This is a genomic window from Cupriavidus sp. GW821-FHT07C08, from assembly GCF_059419025.1.
The window spans coordinates 225895-244809 of record NZ_JBWKQZ010000003.1 but is presented as its reverse complement, the minus strand read 5'-3'; the positions used below and the strand labels follow the sequence as shown (position 1 = coordinate 244809).

Here is an 18915-nt window from a genome sequence, read left to right as displayed (position 1 = left end):
CTGCGTTGGCGCACGCCCTCGCGCGTCCGCTGATTGCCCGACCTTTGACGCCATCGCTGCAGGCGTGTTCAGTACGTCCCTACATGGAGAAACGTATGTCTAACGAAGCAAAGTGTCCCTTCAGCCATGCCGCCGGCGGCGGCACGACGAATCGTGACTGGTGGCCGAATCAACTGCGCCTGGACCTGCTGAGCCAGCATTCCGGCAAGTCCAACCCGTTGGGCGGCGACTTCAACTATGCCAAGGCCTTCAAGAGTCTCGACTTCGCGGCACTGAAGAAGGACCTGGCCGCGCTGATGACTGACTCGCAGGACTGGTGGCCGGCGGACTTCGGCCACTACGGCCCGCTGTTTATCCGCATGGCCTGGCACAGCGCGGGCACGTACCGCATTGGCGATGGCCGCGGTGGTGCAGGGCGCGGCCAGCAGCGTTTCGCACCGCTCAACAGCTGGCCGGACAACGCCAGCCTGGACAAGGCGCGCCGCCTGCTATGGCCGATCAAGCAGAAGTACGGCCAGAAGATCTCCTGGGCCGACCTGATGATCCTGGCCGGCAACGTCGCGCTCGAGACCATGGGCTTCAAGACGTTCGGCTTCGGCGGTGGCCGGGAAGACACCTGGGAACCGGATGCCGATGTCTCCTGGGGCAAGGAAAAGACCTGGCTGGGCGGTGACCTGCGCTACGGCAAGGGTGCTGCCGGCAAGGATGAAGGCGTGATCGTGGCCGACGAGGCATTGCATGGCGCCGAGACCAGCCGCACCGACCCCGGACGCAACCTGCAGAACCCGCTGGCCGCCGTGCAGATGGGCCTGATCTACGTGAACCCGGAAGGCCCCGACGGCAATCCGGACCCGCTCGCCGCGGCGCATGACATCCGCGAATCGTTCGGGCGCATGGCCATGGACGACGAGGAGACCGTCGCGCTGATCGCCGGCGGGCATGCCTTCGGCAAGACCCACGGTGCCGGTTCCGCGGACAACATCGGGCCCGAACCCGAGGGCGCCGATCTCGAACGCCAGGGCCTGGGATGGGCGAGCACCTTTGGCACCGGCAAGGGCGCCGACACCATCACCAGCGGCCTGGAGGTAACCTGGAGCAGTACGCCGACGAAGTGGGGCAATAGCTATCTGGAGAGCCTGTTTGGCCACGAATGGGAGCTGACCAAGAGCCCCGCCGGTGCCAACCAGTGGGTTGCCAAGGATGCCGCGGAAACCATCCCGCACGCTTACGATCCTGCGAAGAAGCTGCGGCCGACGATGCTGACCACGGATCTGTCGCTGCGTTTCGACCCGGCCTACGAGAAGATCTCGCGGCGCTTCCTGGAGCATCCTGACCAGCTCGCCGATGCCTTTGCCCGCGCCTGGTTCAAGCTGATCCACCGCGACATGGGGCCGCGCGCCCGCTACCTTGGACCGGAAGTGCCGGCCGAAGAGCTGCTCTGGCAGGATCCGATCCCGGCGGTCGATCATCCGCTGGTCAACGAGCAGGACGTCGCCGCGCTCAAGCAGAAGATCCTGGCGTCAGGGCTGCCGGTCTCGCAACTGGTGCAGACCGCGTGGGCCTCGGCATCCACCTTCCGCGGGTCGGACAAGCGCGGCGGCGCCAATGGTGCGCGTATCCGCCTGGCGCCGCAGAAGGACTGGGCAGCCAACCAGCCAGAGCAACTGGCGAAGGTGCTGAAGGTCCTCGAAGGGATCCAGGCCGAGTTCAACGGCGCACAGTCCGGCGGCAAGAAGATCTCGCTTGCCGACCTGATCGTGCTGGCCGGTGGCGCGGGGATCGAGCAGGCGGCGCAGAAGGCCGGCCATCGGGTGACCGTGCCGTTCACGCCGGGCCGCATGGACGCCTCGCAGGAACAGACCGACGTGCAATCCGTCGGGGCGCTCGAGCCGATTGCAGATGGCTTCCGCAACTTCCTGAAGGGGAAATACAGCATCCCGGCGGAGGACCTGCTGATCGACAAGGCGCAATTGCTGACCCTGACGGCTCCCGAGATGACGGTGCTCATTGGCGGACTGCGCGTCCTGAACGTGCATACCGGGCCGGATGCGCACGGCGTCTTCACCGACCGCCCGGAAACGCTGAGCAACGACTTCTTCCGCAACCTGCTCGACATGCGTACGGAATGGAAGCCGCTGTCGGAGGCCCGGGACGTGTTCGAGGGTCGTGACGCCAAGACCGGAGCGAAGAAGTGGACTGGCACCCGCGTCGACCTGGTGTTCGGCTCGAATTCCCAGCTTCGGGCCCTTTGCGAGGTCTATGCAAGCGAGGACGGGCAGGAGAAGTTTGTCCGTGACTTCGTCGCCGCCTGGGCCAAGGTGATGAACCTCGACCGGTTCGACGTCGCCTGAGCGCTCGCGTGGCCCCGTCAGGGCCGTCATCCCTGACGGGGCTGTCTCAAGCCGGGTGTGAGCGGCGCAATAGACGCGTCGCCGATGCAATGACAAGCGGCCGGCAAGCGCCGGCCGCGTGGCCTGCCAGGGCATGCCCGGTCTACATCATCCTGTGCGCAAAATGCCCGCGCCGCGCGTCGGCCATCAGGTCGAGGAACTGCCCGGTGCTCATGTGCACCAGTTCCTGGTGGTCGCCCGCCTCGAAGTAGACGTCGGGGTGCGTCAGCAGGCTGTCGTCGAGCCAGGTCTGCGTGCCGTACGCCATGCCAACCGGCGGGATCGCGCCGTGGTCGCAGTCGCGGAACACTTCGCGCACGCCATCCTCATGCGCCAGCGACAGCTTGCGGCCGGTCTGCTCGCAGATCTCCGACAGTTTCAGGTGGTGAGTCGAAGGAATCACGACGGCGACGTAGCCGCTGGCGTCTTCCAGCAGGACGGTCTTGGCCAATCGGTCTCCGGGAATGTGTGCGGCCTGCGCAGTGGCCATGCTGCTGAGGCTGTAGGGGTGCCGAACGGTATCGAACTGGCTCTGCTTCTTGCTCAGGCATCTCGCCAGCGTGGTAGACATGGTCATGATTTCAACCTCCGAAGCGCGCAGCGCGACCGTTGTCCGAATGCTACCAATATAGGTTGTCGGGGGGCGGGTGGCAGTGGGGCGGAGCCAGCCATAACGTTGTCGGCAAGCACAAAAAAAGGGCACCTTGCGGTGCCCTTAGTGTGTTGTGCCGCCAGCCCTGGGGCCGGCGATATTCCCTGCTTATTCTTCCTGGAACGCTTCCTCGCGCTTGGACTTGATCGACGGCATTGCCACGACCAGCACCAGCACGGCAGCCGCGATCAGCAGACCCAGCGACAGCGGACGGGTCACGAACACGCTGAAGTCACCACGCGACAGCAGCAGCGAGCGGCGGAAGTTCTCTTCCATCATCGGCCCCAGCACGAAGCCGAGCAGCAGCGGCGCGGGTTCGCACTTGAGCTTGATGAACAGGTAGCCGATCACGCCGAAGGCAGCGGTCTGGAACACGTCGAAGGTGGTGTTCTGGACCGAGTACACGCCGATGCAGCAGAACGTCAGGATGGCCGGGTACAGGTAGCGGTAAGGCACCTTCAGCAGCTTCACCCAGATGCCGATCAGCGGCAGGTTCAGCACGATCAGCATGAAGTTGCCGATCCACATCGAAGCTATCAGGCCCCAGAACAGCGCCGGATTGCTGGTCATCACCTGCGGACCGGGCTGGATGTTGTGGATGGTCATGGCACCGACCATCAGCGCCATCACGGCGTTGGGCGGAATGCCCAGCGTGAGCAGCGGGATGAACGAAGTCTGTGCCGCGGCGTTGTTGGCCGATTCCGGACCCGCCACGCCTTCGATCGCACCCTTGCCGAATTCATGCGAGTACTTCGAGGTCTTCTTTTCCAGCGAGTAGGCTGCAAACGAAGCCAGCGCCGCACCGCCGCCGGGCAGGATACCCAGTGCCGAACCCAGTACCGTGCCGCGCAGCACGGCCGGGATCATGCGCTTGAAGTCTTCCTTGGTCGGGAACAGGTTGGTGATGTGGTCGGTGAAGGTTTCGCGGTGTTCCTTCTGCTCCAGGTTGGCGATGATTTCCGCGAAGCCGAACACACCCATTGCCACCGAGACGAAGTTCAGGCCATCGGTCAGTTCCGGCACGTCGAACGAGAAGCGCGCGGCGCCCGAGTTCACGTCGGTACCCACCAGGCCCAGCAGCAGGCCCAGCACGATCATGGCGATGGCCTTGACCAGCGAACCCGAAGCCAGCACCACGGCGCCGATCAGGCCCAGCACCATCAGCGAGAAGTATTCGGCGGGGCCGAACTTGAACGCCAGTTCCGACAGCGGCGCGGCAAAGGCGGCGAGGATCAGGGTGGCCACGCAGCCGGCGAAGAACGAGCCCAGGCCCGCTGTCGCCAGCGCCACCCCCGCTCGCCCTCGTCTTGCCATCTGGTAACCATCGATGGTTGTCACCACCGAGGACGATTCACCAGGCAGGTTCACCAGGATGGCGGTGGTCGAGCCGCCGTACTGGGCGCCGTAGTAGATACCGGCCAGCATGATCAGCGCGGCCACCGGCGGCAGCGTGTAGGTCACCGGCAGCAGCATGGCGATGGTGGCCAGCGGCCCCAGGCCCGGCAGCACGCCGATCAGGGTACCCAGCACGCAGCCCAGGAAGGCGTACGCGAGGTTCTGGAAGGTCAGGGCGGTGGAAAAGCCCAGACCCAGGTTGGCGAGTAGTTCCATGTTGGCGGCCTCCTTAGCTTGCCAGGAAAGCCGGCCACACCGGCATCTGCAGGTTGATGCCGTACACGAACGCGCCCAGGCTGATCAGCACCAGGATGATCGAGTTGAGGATGGCGCCCTTCCAGCTGAACTCGTGGCTGGCCATCGACGACACCAGCACCAGCACCAGCACCGACAGCACCATGCCCAGCGGCTTGAGCAGCAGGCCGAACAGCACCACCGAACCGAGGATCCACAGCAGCGTCTTGATGTCCCAGCGGGCGAGGTTGTCTTCTTCCATCTTGGAAGACAGCGAACCCCACAGCACCAGCGCGCCCAGCAGGGCGAGCACAATGCCAAGCCAGAACGGGAAGTATCCCGGTCCCATTTTTGCGGCGGTTCCCATGGAATAGCCGCGTGCGACCCAGGAAAAGCCGAATCCGACCAGGATAAACAGCAGGCCGGAGGCGAAGTCCTTTTGGCTACGTATGCGCAAAGTGAATCTCCTCGATAAGACACATGAAATCTGTGGCGGGTCCCTTGCTGCACTGCATGAATGCAGGCCGCGGGCGGGGCCCTCCCGCGGGCAGGGTGGAAGTTAAGGGGGCGACCTTTCAGCTACCTTTCAGATGTCTGCAAACAGGGTCATGCTGAGGGTATCCCCTAGTGAATTAGCGCTTAAAAGCACTGCCGAGCCAGGCTGGAGGCGGCCTGGCGGGCAACGCGCCCGGCTGTGGCGGGGCCGCTGCGCTATCATCCGGGGCGTTCTTCCGCCGCACGGCCGAAGACTGGCTGAAAGGTCTGAAAGGTTCCGCAACGGGACCACAATGCAACGCAAGGAGCGGTTTGGAGAGCATCGACCACGTCATCCTGATCGGCGCCGTCGTGATGTCGCTGGGCATCGTGCTGGGCGCCTTTTCGGCACGCCTGGGCGTGCCGTTCCTGCTGGTCTTCCTGGCCGTGGGCATGCTGGCCGGCGTGGACGGCCCGGGCGGCATCCGCTTCTCCGACACCTGGCTCAGCTTCCTGGTCGGCAACCTGGCGCTGGCGGTGATCCTGCTCGATGGCGGGCTGCGCACGCGCTTTGCCACCTTCAGGGTGGCGCTGAAGCCTTCGCTGTCGCTGGCGACCGTGGGGGTGCTGGTGACGGCAGCACTGGTCGGCGTGTTCGCCGCGTGGCTGCTGGGCATCGACTGGCGGCTCGGGCTGCTGCTTGGCGCCATCGTCGGCTCGACCGACGCGGCCGCGGTGTTCTCGATGCTCAATAGCAGCGGCATCCGGCTGAAGGATCGGGTGGCGAGCGTGCTCGAGATCGAGTCGGGCATCAACGACCCGATGGCGATCTTCCTGACCCTGACGCTGATCGAATGGCTGACCGCGCCTGACGGCCTGACGCCGCTGGGCCTGGTCACGCGGCTGCTGGTGCAGTTCGGCGTGGGCGGCCTGCTGGGCCTGGCGCTCGGCTATTGCCTGGCCCGCGTGCTGGAGCGCATCCGCGTGGCCGAAGGGCTGCAGGCGATCCTGCTGTGCTCGGGCGGCGCGATGGTGTTCGCGCTCGTGCAGAGCGCCGGCGGCAGCGGCTTTCTGGCGGTGTACCTGACCGGCATGCTGATCGGCAACCGCGAGCGCGCAGTGACCTCAGACACCATGCGCGCCATGGACGGCATGGCCTGGCTGGCGCAGTCGGCCATGTTCCTGCTGCTGGGCCTGCTGGTGGCGCCGCACCGGATCTGGGAGGTGGCCGGCCCGGCGGTGGCCGTGGCGGCCTTCCTGATGCTGGTGGCGCGGCCGGTGGCGGTGTGGCTGGCGCTGCTGCCGTTCCGCTTCAATGCGCGCGAGACCGGCTTTATCGCCTGGATGGGCCTGCGCGGCGCGGTGCCGATCGTACTGGCGCTGTTTCCGCTGCTGCGCGAGGTGCCGCAAGCGGGGCTGCTGTTCCGCATCGCCTTTGCCGTGGTGCTGGCCAGCCTGCTGTTCCAGGGCACCACGGTGTCGGTGGCCGCGCGCCTGGCGCGGGTGCGGCGCCCCGGCTACCCCGAGCCGCTGGCGCGTTCGCGCCTGCGCGGCACGCGCGCGCCGATCCTGGAGGTGATGCAGTTCGAGGTGGGGCCCAATGCGCCGGTGGAGAACGTGCGCGCCGACCAGCTGGAGCTGCCGCCGCGCTGCCGGCTGCTGACGGTGGCGCGCGACGATGCGCTGGCGGCGCTGGACCAGACCGTGCTGCGCGCCGGCGACAGCGTCTCGGTGCTGGCGCCGGTGACGACCCTGCCGATGCTGTCGGCGCTGTTCCAGGCGCTGGGCCGCGCGCCCACCTGGGAGCAGGCCTCGCATGATTTCCTGCTGTCGGGCGATGCGCTGCTGCGCGATGTGGCGGCGCTGTACGGCACGCGCGCGCTGACGTCGCAAGAAGCGCCGCTGACGCTGGAGGCTGCCATGCTACGGGCGTTCACCTCGCCGCCGGTGGAGGGCGACAGCGTCGAGATCGCCGGCCTGCCGCTGACGGTGACGCGCATGGAGGGCGCGCAAATCCTGCAGGTGGGGCTGTTGCTGCCGCGGCTGGAGGGGGATTCGGGCGGGCGGCTATGGCCGCGGCGGAAAAAGGATGGCGGCGCGCGCAGTGGCGAGGGTGCCGAAGCGGAGTAGGAACAAGAAAGGCGGCCATGGCCGCCTTTTTCTTTAGTCCACCTTCGCCCCGGACACCTTCACGATCTGCGCGTATTTCTTCAGTTCGCGCTGGATCAGCGCCGCGAACTGCTCGGGCGTGGTCGGTGCCGGCTGTGCGCCGATGCGGGCCAGGCGTGCCTTCATATCGTCGGTCTTCAGGATTGCCACGATCTCATGGTTAAGCCGCTCGACGATCTCGCGCGGGGTGTTGGCCGGCGCGAACACGCCGAACCACGTCGAGATGTCGAAGCCTTCCAGGCCCAGCCCCTTGCCGGCTTCCGCAATGGTCGGCAGTTCCGGGAAGGCCGCGGCGCGGCTGGCAGTGGTGACCGCAAAGGCCTTCAGCTTGCCCGCCTTGATATTGGCCGAGGCCGAAGCCAGGTTGTCGAAGATCAGGTCGGTCTGGCCCGACAGCACCGACAGCTGTGCCGGCGACGCGCCGTTGTACGGGATATGGACCATGCTGATCTTCGCCATGCTCTTGAACAGCTCGCCCGACAGGTGGCCGGCGCTGCCGTTGCCGCCCGAGGCGTAGTCCAGCTTGCCCGGGTTCTTGCGCGCGTACGCGACCAGGTCGCGCAGGTTGTTGATGTGCAGCTCGGCGGCCTTGCCCGGGTGCATCACCAGCACGTTGGGCACGTCGGCCACCAGCGTGATCGGCGCGAAGTCCTTGACCGGGTCGTACGGCATCTTGCTGAACAGCGTCGGGTTGATGGCGTGCGTGGCCACCGCGCCCATGACGATGGTGTAGCCGTCGGCCGGCTGCTTGGCCACGTAGTCCGCGCCCAGGTTGCCGCCCGCGCCGGGCTTGTTCTCGACCACCACCGGCTGGCCCAGGCTGTCGCGCAGCTTCTCGCCGATGGCGCGCGCGACGGTGTCGAGCGGGCCGCCGGCGGGGTAGGGCACCACGAAGCGGACCGGCTTGGTCGGGTAGGCATTGGTGGCCGCCACGGCGGCGGCGGGCAGCAGGGCCGCGGTCAGCGCGGCGGCAAGCAGTTTCTTCAGCATGTCTCGGACTTCAGGGGGATTGGAATATTTATCTGGCGCCGATGCCCCGCGCCATCATGACCGCGCACAGCGGCAGCAGGATCAGCAGGTGGGCTTCGATCATCACCCAGCGGCGGGCGGCCTTCAGCTCGGACGGCGGCGGCACGTAATCCGGCAGCCGGCGCGCCTGCTTGCGCCAGCGCGCGATGGCAAAGGTCGGCGGCAGCGAGCACAGCGCGATCAGCACGAACACACCCACCTTGGCGTGGAACCACGGGTTGTGCAGGTAGAAGTCGACGCCCTTGGCGCCGTAGAACAGGCGCAGCAGGCCGGTGCCCAGCACCACCATCGCCGACAGGAAATAGAACAGGTCGTACAGCGACAGGCGCCGCACCGCGGCCGGCGTGATTTCCGGGCGCAGCACCACCGCCTCGGCAGCCATCAGGGTGATCAGGACGAAGATTGCAAGGAAATGCAGGAAGGCCAGTATGGCGTCGGTCAGCATGGGTTCTCCTTTGCCTTTGCTTCAGTGGGGACTGAACTGCTTCGGGAAGGCACCGGCGGCAGGCCAGGACACCAGGGCCGGCCGCCGGCAGGAGGAGAATCTTACAGCACACCCTTTGCACGCAGTGCTTCGATCTGCTCAGGGCTGTAGCCCAGCGTGTCGGCCAGCACCGTGTCGGTGTGCTCGCCCAGCAGCGGCGGGTGGCGCAGCGCCTGCGGCGGCGTGGCGCTCATCTTGATCGGGCTGCCCACCAGCTTGACCTCGCCGGCGCTGGGGTGGGGCAGGTCCACGCGCAGGCCGCGCGCCTTGACCTGGTCGTCCTCGAACACGTCGTCGAGGGTGTTGATCGGGCCGCACGGCACGCCGGCGGCCTCCAGGTCGCGGATCCACTGGGCGCGGGTGCGCGGGCGCACCATCTCGGCCAGGATCGGCACCAGCACGTCGCGGTTGGCCACGCGCTGCGGGTTGGTGGCAAAGCGCGGGTCGTCGGCCAGCTCGGGCTTGCCGCCGTCGGCGACGAACTTGCGGAACTGCCCGTCGTTGCCCACCGCCACGATGATCCAGCCATCGGCGGCCTGGAAGGTCTGGTAGGGGACGATATTGGGGTGCGCATTGCCCCAGCGGCGCGGCGCCTCGCCGCTGGCCAAGTAGTTGGTGTTCATGTTGGCCAGCATCGCCACCTGCACGTCCAGTAGCGCCATGTCGATGTACTGGCCCTCGCCGGTGCGGTCGCGGTGCGCCAGCGCCGCCAGCACGGCGATGGTGGCGTACTGGCCGGTCATCAGGTCGGAAATGGCCACGCCGGCCTTCTGCGGGCCGCCGCCGGGCAGGTCGTCGCGCTCGCCGGTCAGGCTCATGAAGCCGCCCATGCCCTGGATGATGAAGTCATAGCCCGGGCGTGCGGCGTACGGGCCGGTCTGGCCGAAGCCGGTGACCGAGCAGTAGATCAGGTCGGGTTTGACCAGCCTGAGCGACTCGTAGTCCAGGCCGTACTTCCTGAGCTGGCCGACCTTGTAGTTCTCCAGCACCACGTCGCTCTGCGCGGCCAGCTCGCGCACGATCCGCTGGCCTTCCGGCGTGCTGATGTCACAGGTCACCGAGCGCTTGTTGCGGTTGGCGGCCAGGTAGTAGGCGGCTTCGGCGGTGTCGCGGCCGTTCTCGTCCTTGAGCCAGGGCGGGCCCCAGGTGCGGGTGTCGTCGCCGGCGCCGGGGCGCTCGATCTTGATCACGTCGGCGCCGAAATCGGCAAGGTTCTGGGCGCACCACGGCCCGGCAAGGACGCGGGTCAGGTCGAGGACGCGGAGATGGCTTAAAGCTCCCATGGCGGTAGTCAGTGCAGTGGGTAAGGCAGGGGATCGGTCGGAACAGCGCGAGGTCGGCGCGCCCCTGGAAACAGAGGCCGGCGCGGGTTGGCTGCACTGTACCACCGGCAAATCGCCGGTGCGGCTTTTGGTGATTTATGAGGCACTTATGTCAATGGGATTTGGGCGATAGCCGGCCGGCTCCCCGGCGCCATGCCTGGCGTGCCCGGCAGGCTGCCTTGCCCGTATAATCAACGGTTTGCAAATCCCATACTGATTCGTCGCGCCCGGCCACACCAGGGCAAGCGTCCGCCATCCCATGAAAGTCTCAGACATTCGCAGCAAGTTCCTGCAGTTCTTCGAATCGAAGGGCCATACCGTGGTCCGCTCGTCCAGCCTGGTGCCGGCGAACGACCCGACGCTGCTGTTCACCAACTCCGGCATGGTGCAGTTCAAGGACGTGTTCCTGGGCACCGACAAGCGCCCGTACACCCGCGCCACCTCGGCGCAGCGCTCGGTGCGCGCCGGCGGCAAGCACAATGACCTCGAGAACGTGGGCTACACCGCGCGCCACCATACGTTCTTCGAGATGCTGGGGAACTTCTCGTTTGGCGACTACTTCAAGCGCGACGCGATCCACTACGCGTGGGAACTGCTGACCAAGACCTACCAGCTGCCGGCTGAAAAGCTGTGGGTGACGGTCTACGCGGAAGACGACGAGGCCTACGACATCTGGGCCAAGGAAGTGGGCGTGCCGGCCGAGCGCATCGTGCGCATCGGCGACAACAAGGGCGCGCGCTACGCGTCGGACAACTTCTGGCAGATGGCCGACACCGGCCCGTGCGGCCCGTGCTCGGAGATCTTCTACGACCACGGCCCGGACGTGTGGGGCGGCCCCCCGGGATCGCCCGAGGAAGACGGCGACCGCTACATCGAGGTCTGGAACCTGGTGTTCATGCAGTTCAACCGCGACGAGCAGGGCAACATGACGCCGCTGCCCAAGCCGTGCGTGGACACCGGCATGGGCCTGGAGCGCATTGCCGCGGTGCTGCAGCACGTGCACAGCAACTATGAAATCGACCTGTTCCAGGCACTGATCAAGGCCGCCGCGCGTGAAACGCATATCGACAACCTGAACCAGAACTCGCTCAAGGTCATTGCCGACCATATCCGCGCGTGCTCGTTCCTGATCGTCGATGGCGTGATCCCCGGCAACGAAGGCCGCGGCTACGTGCTGCGCCGGATCATCCGCCGCGCCATCCGCCACGGCTACAAGCTGGGCCAGAAGACCCCGTTCTTCCACAAGATGGTGGCCGATCTGGTCGAGCAGATGGGCCAGGCCTATCCCGAACTGGCCGAGGCGCAGTCGCGCGTGACCGAAGTGCTGAAGGCCGAGGAAGAGCGCTTCTTCGAGACCATCGAGAACGGCATGGCTATCCTGGACGCCGCGCTGGCCGAGCTGAAGCTCAAGGGCGGCAAGACGCTGGACGGCGAACTCGCATTCAAGCTGCACGACACCTTCGGCTTCCCGCTGGACCTGACGCAGGACGTGTGCCGCGAGCAGGAAATCGGCGTGGATGAAGCCGCGTTTGATGCCGCGATGAACCGCCAGCGCGAGCAGGCGCGCGCGGCCGGCAAGTTCAAGATGGCTGCAGGGCTGGAGTACACCGGCGACAAGACCGTGTTCCATGGCTACGAGAAGCTGGAACTGCCGCAGGCCAAGGTCACCGCGTTGTATGTGGACGGCGCCGCCGTGAACGCCATGCAGCCGGGTCAGACTGGCGTGGTAGTGCTCGACAACACCCCGTTCTACGCCGAATCCGGCGGCCAGGCCGGTGACCAGGGCGTGCTGAAGGCAGGCAATGCTGTCTTCACCGTGGCTGACACCACCAAGATCCAGGCCGACGTGTTCGGCCACCAGGGCACGCTGGAAGGCGGCGCGCTGAAGGTGGGCGACGCCGTGTCGGCCCAGGTCGACGCGCAGCGCCGTGCGCGCACCGTGCGCAACCACTCGGCCACCCACCTGATGCACAAGGCCCTGCGTGAAGTGCTGGGCAGCCACGTGCAGCAGAAGGGCTCGCTGGTGGATGCGGACAAGACCCGCTTCGACTTCTCGCACAACGCGGCGCTGACCGACGAACAGATCCGCCGCGTGGAAGAGATTGTCAACGCCGAGATCCTGCGCAACGACGACACGCATGCCGAGATCATGCCGTTCGACGATGCGGTCAAGAGCGGCGCGATGGCACTGTTCGGCGAGAAGTACGCTGACGACGTGCGCGTGCTGTCGATCGGCACCTCGAAGGAACTGTGCGGCGGCACCCACGTGCACCGCACCGGCGATATCGGCCTGTTCAAGATCGTGGTGGAAGGCGGCGTTGCCGCCGGCATCCGCCGCGTCGAAGCCATTACCGGCGACAACGCGCTGCACTACCTGCAGGGCCTGGACGCCAGGCTGAACGAAGCCGCCGCCGTGCTGAAGGCCCAGCCGTCCGAGCTGGTGCCGCGCATCGGTCAGGTGCAGGACCAGGTGCGCGCGCTGGAGAAGGAGCTGGAACGCCTGAAGAGCAAGCTGGCCGCCTCGCAGGGCGACGAGCTGGCCGCGCAGGCGGTCGACATCAAGGGCCTGAAGGTGCTGGCCGCGCAACTGGACGGCGCCGACGTCAAGACCCTGCGCGAGACCATGGACAAGCTCAAGGACAAGCTGAAGAGCGCGGCCATCGTGCTGGGTGCGGTGTCCGACGGCAAGGTCAGCCTGATCGCTGGTGTCACGGCCGATGCCACGGGCAAGGTCAAGGCCGGCGAGCTGGTCAACTTTGTTGCCCAGCAGGTGGGCGGCAAGGGTGGTGGCCGTCCCGACATGGCGCAGGCTGGCGGCACCGAGCCGGCCAAGCTGCCGCAGGCGCTGGCTGGTGTCAGCGAGTGGGTGGCGGGCAAGATCTGATTGGCTGAGGGGGGGCGACCCCCTCAGGCCCGGCAACTGCTAATGGCGCTTCGGCGCCATTTTCTATGGGCGCTCGTCGCCGGGCGGCTTGCCGGCGAGCCGGTTGAGAATGTCGATCGGCAGCGGGAAGACGATGGTAGAGCTCTTGTCCCCGGCAATCTGTGTCAGCGTCTGCAGGTAGCGCAGTTGCATGGCCTGCGGCTCGCGCGCCAGCATCTGGGCCGCTTCAAGCAGCTTCACCGAAGCCTGCAGTTCGCCCTCGGCATGGATCACCTTGGCGCGCCGCTCGCGTTCGGCCTCAGCCTGCCGCGCAATCGCGCGGATCATGGTTTCGTTCAGGTCGACATGCTTGATCTCGACGTTCGAGACCTTGATGCCCCAGCCGTCGGTCTGGGCGTCCAGCGCCTGCTGGATGTCCAGATTCAGCTTCTCGCGCTCGGCCAGCATCTCGTCCAGTTCGTGCTTGCCCAGCACCGAGCGCAGCGTGGTCTGCGCCAGCTGGCTGGTGGCTTCCAGGAAGTTCGCCACCTGGATGATGGCGCGCTCCGGATCGACCACGCGGAAGTACACCACCGCATTGACCTTCACCGAGACGTTGTCGCGCGAAATCACGTCCTGCGGCGGCACGTCCATCACCACCGTGCGCAGGTCCACCCTGACCATCTGCTGCACGGCCGGGATCAGCAGCACCAGGCCCGGGCCCTTGACCCGCCAGAAGCGTCCGAGCATGAACACCACGCCGCGTTCGTATTCGCGCAGCACGCGGAACGAGGTGATCACCAGCAGTGCCAGCAGGAAGATCACACCGCCGAAGCTGAATCCGTAGGCCATGATCAGGCTCCCTTGTCTGGCGTCGGTTGGGATGGAGGGGGCGGAGCAAGGGGGGCGTTGCCGGCCGCGATGACCTCAAGCACCAGGCCGTTGCGCGCGGTGACAACTACCGGCGTGCCGCGCGGCAAAGGGCTGGCGCTGCGCACGCGCCAGGTCTCGCCGCGCACCGAGGCCCAGCCTTCTTCGCGCAGGTCGTCCAGCACTTCGCCACGCATGCCGACCAGCGCCTCGGCGCCGCTGACCACCGGGCGCTTGCGCGCGCGCACCAGCATCGCCGACATGCCAAACACAAAGATCGCGGACAGTGCCGACATGGCCGCCACCATCGGCAGCGGCACGCCGAAGCCCGGCACGTCGGTTTCGATCAGCATCACCGCGCCAAAGGCGAAGGCGATGATGCCGCCCACGCCCAATGCGCCGAAAGTCGGCAGGAACAGCTCCGCCACCATGCAGCCGATGCCCAGCGCCACCAGCGCCAGCCCGGCATAGTTCACGGGCAGCATATGCAGCGCGAACAGCGCCACCAGCAGGCAGATCGCACCGGCCACGCCGGGCACCACCATGCCCGGCGTGGAGAACTCGAAGATCAGGCCGTAGATGCCGATCATCATCAGCAGCAGCGCCACGCTGGGCTCGGTGATCACGGCCAGGAAGCGGTTGCGCCAGTCGGGTTCCAGCGTCACCACCGGCGCATTGGCGGTGCGCAGCACGCTGGCCCTGCCGCCGGCGGCGGTGATCGTGCGGCCTTCAACCTGGCGCAACAGCGCGGGCAGGTCGGGGGCCACCAGGTCGACCACGCGCTGGGCCAGGGCCTCGTCGGCGGACAGGCTGACCGACTCGCGCACGGCGCGCTCAGCCCATTCAGCGTTGCGTCCGCGCAGCTGCGCCAGGCCGCGGATATAGGCCGAGGCGTCATGCATCTGCTTGCGCGCCATGGTGTCGCCCCCCGCGGGCTCGCTGGCGGGGGCCGAGGCGGGCTTGGCGCCGGGCAGGGCCTCGGGCTTCTGCGGCCCGCCAATGCCGACCTGCACCGGGGTGGCCGCGCCCAGGTTGGTGCCCGGCGCCATCGCCGCGATATGGCTGGCGTAGAGGATGTAGGTGCCGGCACTGGCCGCGCGCGCGCCGCCGGGATAGACATAGCTGGCCACCGGCACCGGCGAGGCCAGGATGGCCTGGATGATCTCGCGCATCGACGCGTCCAGCCCGCCCGGGGTGTCCATTTCCAGCACCACCAGCTGGGCGCCGCCCGCGCGCGCGCGTTCCATGCTGCGCAGGATAAAGCTGGCGCTGGCGGGGCTGACCGCACCCTTGAGCGGAATCACGTAGACCGGCGCGGTTGCCGTGGTCGTGACCGTGGCGGCGGGCGCCGAGGCGCCGGAGGGCGGTCCCGCACGGGCGCCTGGACCGGGGAAGGCGACGAGAGCGGCGCACGCCATGGCCAGGCCGGCAAGCAGCCGGCCGGACATCGGCCGAAGGACCCGCAGCAGCGCGGTAGCAGGTTTCATGAGGGGGGCGGGGCACGCGAGGTGCCGTGATGGCGCCACTTCAAGTGTAGGCCACCGGGCACATCTTGCACGCGGGCTGCCTCGGGTCCCCGCGCCAGACGCTCAGGCCGCCGCCAGGTCGGGCCTGGCCGAGGGGCCGGGTGATTGGGTGGTGAGCGTGTCGATCAGCGCATGCAGGGCCGCGCTGGCCATGGACGGATGCCAGGCCAGCAGCGTGCGCACGCGGCCGGCCTCGCCCAGGCTGTGCTGGCGGATGGCGGGCAGGTCGCGGTACAGCCCCAGCACCGAGCGCGGTACGATCGCCGCGCCGATGCCGGCCGCCACGCAGGCGACGATGGCATGGTACGAGCTCAGTTGCAGCACGCGCGGCGTCGGCGCATCGCCGATCACATACCAGTTCTCCAGCCGGGCGCGGTAGTTGCACCCGGGCTCGAACGCCAGCAGCGTCGGCACCTCCAGGTCGGCCGCGGTGCGCACCGGGCGATGGCGATCGCGCGTGATCACCACCAGCTCTTCCTCGAACACCGGGACCGCGCTCAGTCCCGGGTCGGTCAGCGGCTCGGCGACAAACGCGCATTCCACCTCGAAGCGTGCCAGCGCATCCAGGGCCTGGCGTGTGGCCAGCGTGACCAGTTCCAGCTGCACGTCGGGCCAGGCCTGGTGGTACGCGGCCAGCACATTGGGCAGGCGGCTGGCGGCGGTGCTCTCCATCGAGGCAATGCGCAGCCGGCCGTGCGGGCGCGCCGGCAGCACCGCCTGGCGTGCCTCTTCGGTCATGCTGAGGATGCGGCAGGCATAGTCGAATAGGGTCTGTCCGGAGGGCGTCAGCACCATGCGCCGGCCGTCGCGCACGAACAGGTCGACCCCGAGCGACTGCTCCAGCTGGCGGATGCGCGTGGTGACATTGGACTGCACCCGGTGCAGCCGCTCGGCCGCACGGGTGATGCCGCCGGCTTCGACGACGGCGCGGAAGATTTCGAGGGCGGCAAGGTCCATGCGGGACTCCTGAGGCTATCCATCTCTTATCAAGATGCATGGCATCTTGATAATTCATTTTTGGGGATGATAAAGCCAGCGTAGCATACAGGCATCGCAATGCAACCGCTGCCCCCGCCAGCCCCCGCCATGCCGAACCCCCACAGCCTCGACCCCGAACACCCCGCCGCTGCGCGCCTGGCCACCCGGGCGCCGGCACGGCGCGAAGCTGGCGCGGTGGCGGTAGCCATGGCCGGCCTGGTGTCGCTGGCGGTGGTGATGGGTATCGGCCGCTTTGCCTTCACGCCGCTGCTGCCGATGATGCTGCATGACGGCACCGTCACGCTGCATCAGGGCGGCTGGCTGGCCACGGTCAACTACATTGGCTACTTCGCCGGCGCCGCCGTGTGCATGTTCATCCGGCCCGACGCGGTGCGCATGGTGCGCTGGGGCCTGGTCGCAACGGTGCTGCTGACGCTGGGCATGGCCCTGCCGGGCGGCATGCCGGCCTGGTCGCTGTGGCGCGCCGCCGCAGGCGTGGCCAGCGCAGTGGTGCTGGTTTACACCTCGGGCTGGTGCCTGCAGCGGCTGGCCGAACTGGGCAAGCCGGAACTCGCCGGGCTGATTTTCTGCGGGCCGGGGCTGGGCATTGTCGTCACCGGGCTCGGTGCATCCGGCATGGTGGGCGCGGGCTGGAACGCGGACTACGGCTGGGTCGCCTTCACGGCGCTGGCGGTGGTGCTGGTGGCGGCGGTCTGGCGGATCTTCGTCGCGGAGCCTGCGGTGGCGGCAGCGGCTGCACCGTCCCAGGCGGCAGCCGATACCGCCGCCGCGCGGCTCGATGCCCAGACCTGGGCGCTGACCTTTGCCTACGGCCTGGCCGGCTTCGGCTACATCATCACCGCGACTTTCCTGCCGGTGATTGCGCGCGAGGCGCTGCCCGGCACGGTCTGGGCCGACCTGTTCTGGCCAATCTTCGGCGCGGGCGTGGCGGTGGGCGCGTTCCTGGCCACGCGGGTCGGCATGGCGCACGACAACCGCAAGCTGCTGACGCTGCTGTACGGCATGCAGGCGCTGGGCGTGGCGATCGCGGTGGTGTTCCCGACCGTGGCCGGCTTTGCCCTCAGCAGCCTGCTGGCCGGGCTGCCGTTCACCGCGCTGGTGGCCTTTGCGATGCGCGAGGCGCGGCGCCTTTGGGGGCCGCACGCGGCTCGGCTGATGGGCCTGATGACGGCATCCTACGGCCTGGGCCAGATCGCCGGGCCGCCGCTGGCGACCGCGCTGGTGGCACGCACCGGGGGCTTCGCCAGTTCGCTGGCGTGCGCGGCGGCGGCGCTGCTGCTCGGCGCGCTGGTGTTCGCCCGGATGCGCCGCGCCTGGCCGGCGGGGACCGCCCGGAGCTGATCGGCAAGGTGCGCTAAAGTATTGCCTTTGCCGCCAGGCGCGCCACGCGAGCGGCTGCCGCGCCCAGCGCGCAGCCCGTGGCGCGGCACAGAAGGCCGGGGCCGTACCCGGCACGCGAGACCGGGCGGCGCAGGAGCGACCCCATGTCCTTTGCCTTGCAGCCCGCGCGTGCCGCGGGTGCCCCCATCCAGCCCGTTTCCGCCGAAGAACAGCGCGTGCGCGTCGACCTTGCCGCCGCCTACCGCCTGGCCGCGCGCGAGGGCTGGGATGACCTGATCTACACCCATATCTCCGCCACGGTGCCGGGCGAGCCCGACCACTTCCTGATCAATCCCTTCGGCTTTGCCTTCGACGAGATCCGCGCCAGCGACCTGGTCAAGATCAACGGCCGCGGCGAGGTCGTCGGCGAAACCGTGCATCCGGTCAATGTGACCGGCTTTGCGCTGCACGCCGCGGTGCATGCGGCGCGCGCCGACGCGATGTGCGTGATGCACCTGCATAACACCGCCGGCATTGCCGTATCGGCGCAGGCCGCCGGGCTGTTGCCGCTGTCGCAGCATGCGATGCGCTTCCACGGCCGCATGGCCTATCACGACTACGAGGGCCTGGCCTTCACCCCGGCCGAGGGCGCGCGGCTGACCGCATCGCTGGGTGCGCATCCGGCCATGCTGTTGCGCAACCACGGCACGCTAACGGTGGGCCGCACCGTGGCCGAGGCCTATGTGCTGATGGCGACGCTGATCAAGGCCTGCGAGGTCCAGATTGCCGCGCAGGCGGGCGGGGCGCTGGTGCAGCCCGGCGCGGCCGTGGCGGACAAGACCTCTGAGCAGCTCTACGACAACGGCGCGGTCGAAGGCGTGATGGAGTGGCCCGCGCTGCTGCGCAAACTGGATAGAATCGATCCTTCATACCGGGACTGAGCGGGACTGGTTTTCCGCCGCGACTCAACCACATTCATCAAAGGAGCATTGCATGCCGACTTTCCACGTCGAAATGTTTGAAGGCCGTACCATCGAGCAGAAGCGCAAGTTTGTCGAGGAAGTGACCCGCGTCAGCTGCGAAACCCTGGGCTGCTCGGCCTCGGCCGTCGACATCATCATCACCGACATCAAGCGCGAGAACTGGGCTACCGGCGGCGAGCTTTGGGCCGACAAGAAGTAAGGTTCC

The 18915-nt window shown here is 67.6% G+C and carries 15 protein-coding genes; 6 read left to right on the top strand and 9 right to left on the bottom strand.

Going from position 1 to position 18915, the window contains the following annotated elements:
- Positions 1-95: 95 nt before the first annotated feature.
- Positions 96-2351, top strand: a complete 2256-nt coding sequence (gene katG / locus AC07UK_RS06300; RefSeq protein WP_436222327.1) for a catalase/peroxidase HPI — start codon at positions 96-98, stop codon at positions 2349-2351.
- Between the two features lie 142 nt (positions 2352-2493).
- Here katG and AC07UK_RS06295 read toward each other — a convergent pair whose 3' ends face one another.
- From AC07UK_RS06295 to AC07UK_RS06285, 3 genes are all read right to left on the bottom strand, one after another.
- Entirely contained in the window at positions 2494-2967 is a 474-nt protein-coding gene (locus AC07UK_RS06295; RefSeq protein WP_436222326.1) for an aminoacyl-tRNA deacylase, read from the bottom strand.
- A gap of 183 nt (positions 2968-3150) precedes the next feature.
- Complete coding sequence (locus AC07UK_RS06290; RefSeq protein WP_115012686.1) at positions 3151-4653, bottom strand: tripartite tricarboxylate transporter permease; 1503 nt, start codon at positions 4651-4653, stop codon at positions 3151-3153.
- A gap of 13 nt (positions 4654-4666) precedes the next feature.
- Positions 4667-5128: a tripartite tricarboxylate transporter TctB family protein gene (locus tag AC07UK_RS06285; protein ID WP_013957563.1), complete on the bottom strand. Its 462-nt coding sequence runs from the start codon at positions 5126-5128 to the stop codon at positions 4667-4669.
- 350 nt (positions 5129-5478) lie between these two features.
- Between AC07UK_RS06285 and AC07UK_RS06280 the strand changes: the two genes are divergently transcribed.
- On the top strand, positions 5479-7275 hold the full coding sequence (locus AC07UK_RS06280; RefSeq protein ID WP_436222325.1) for a potassium/proton antiporter: 1797 nt from the start codon (positions 5479-5481) through the stop codon (positions 7273-7275).
- A gap of 33 nt (positions 7276-7308) precedes the next feature.
- Here the strand turns inward: AC07UK_RS06280 and AC07UK_RS06275 are convergent, their stop codons facing one another.
- The 3 genes from AC07UK_RS06275 to AC07UK_RS06265 form a co-directional block, all read right to left on the bottom strand.
- The gene (locus tag AC07UK_RS06275) at positions 7309-8304 is read right to left on the bottom strand and encodes a tripartite tricarboxylate transporter substrate binding protein (protein WP_114131841.1); all 996 of its coding nucleotides are present in this window, start codon (positions 8302-8304) and stop codon (positions 7309-7311) included.
- Between the two features lie 28 nt (positions 8305-8332).
- A complete protein-coding gene (locus AC07UK_RS06270; protein WP_013957560.1) occupies positions 8333-8788 on the bottom strand; it encodes a DUF2214 family protein in 456 nt (151 codons plus the stop codon).
- A gap of 101 nt (positions 8789-8889) precedes the next feature.
- A complete protein-coding gene (locus AC07UK_RS06265) occupies positions 8890-10110 on the bottom strand; it encodes a CaiB/BaiF CoA transferase family protein (protein WP_436222324.1) in 1221 nt (406 codons plus the stop codon).
- Between the two features lie 298 nt (positions 10111-10408).
- On the opposite strand from AC07UK_RS06265, the gene alaS reads away from it, so the two are divergent.
- On the top strand, positions 10409-13033 hold the full coding sequence (gene alaS / locus AC07UK_RS06260) for an alanine--tRNA ligase (protein WP_494685968.1): 2625 nt from the start codon (positions 10409-10411) through the stop codon (positions 13031-13033).
- A gap of 63 nt (positions 13034-13096) precedes the next feature.
- Here alaS and AC07UK_RS06255 read toward each other — a convergent pair whose 3' ends face one another.
- The 3 genes from AC07UK_RS06255 to AC07UK_RS06245 all read right to left on the bottom strand — a co-directional run bounded on the left by AC07UK_RS06255 (position 13097) and on the right by AC07UK_RS06245 (position 16365).
- Positions 13097-13864 carry a slipin family protein gene (locus AC07UK_RS06255; protein ID WP_013957557.1) on the bottom strand — a complete coding sequence of 256 codons (768 nt, stop codon included), beginning with the start codon at positions 13862-13864 and terminating at the stop codon, positions 13097-13099.
- Between the two features lie 2 nt (positions 13865-13866).
- Complete coding sequence (locus AC07UK_RS06250; RefSeq protein ID WP_494685967.1) at positions 13867-15369, bottom strand: NfeD family protein; 1503 nt, start codon at positions 15367-15369, stop codon at positions 13867-13869.
- Positions 15370-15471: 102 nt separating this feature from the next.
- Positions 15472-16365 carry a LysR family transcriptional regulator gene (locus tag AC07UK_RS06245; protein ID WP_494685966.1) on the bottom strand — a complete coding sequence of 298 codons (894 nt, stop codon included), beginning with the start codon at positions 16363-16365 and terminating at the stop codon, positions 15472-15474.
- A 129-nt stretch (positions 16366-16494) separates the two neighbouring features.
- On the opposite strand from AC07UK_RS06245, the gene AC07UK_RS06240 reads away from it, so the two are divergent.
- The 3 genes from AC07UK_RS06240 (at position 16495) to AC07UK_RS06230 (ending at position 18909) form a co-directional block, all read left to right on the top strand.
- Positions 16495-17748 carry a YbfB/YjiJ family MFS transporter gene (locus tag AC07UK_RS06240; RefSeq protein WP_494686008.1) on the top strand — a complete coding sequence of 418 codons (1254 nt, stop codon included), beginning with the start codon at positions 16495-16497 and terminating at the stop codon, positions 17746-17748.
- Between the two features lie 143 nt (positions 17749-17891).
- Positions 17892-18668, top strand: coding sequence for a class II aldolase/adducin family protein (locus AC07UK_RS06235; protein ID WP_316150938.1), 777 nt, complete (start codon positions 17892-17894; stop codon positions 18666-18668).
- A gap of 52 nt (positions 18669-18720) precedes the next feature.
- A complete protein-coding gene (locus AC07UK_RS06230; protein ID WP_010813672.1) occupies positions 18721-18909 on the top strand; it encodes a 4-oxalocrotonate tautomerase in 189 nt (62 codons plus the stop codon).
- Positions 18910-18915 lie beyond the last annotated feature (6 nt).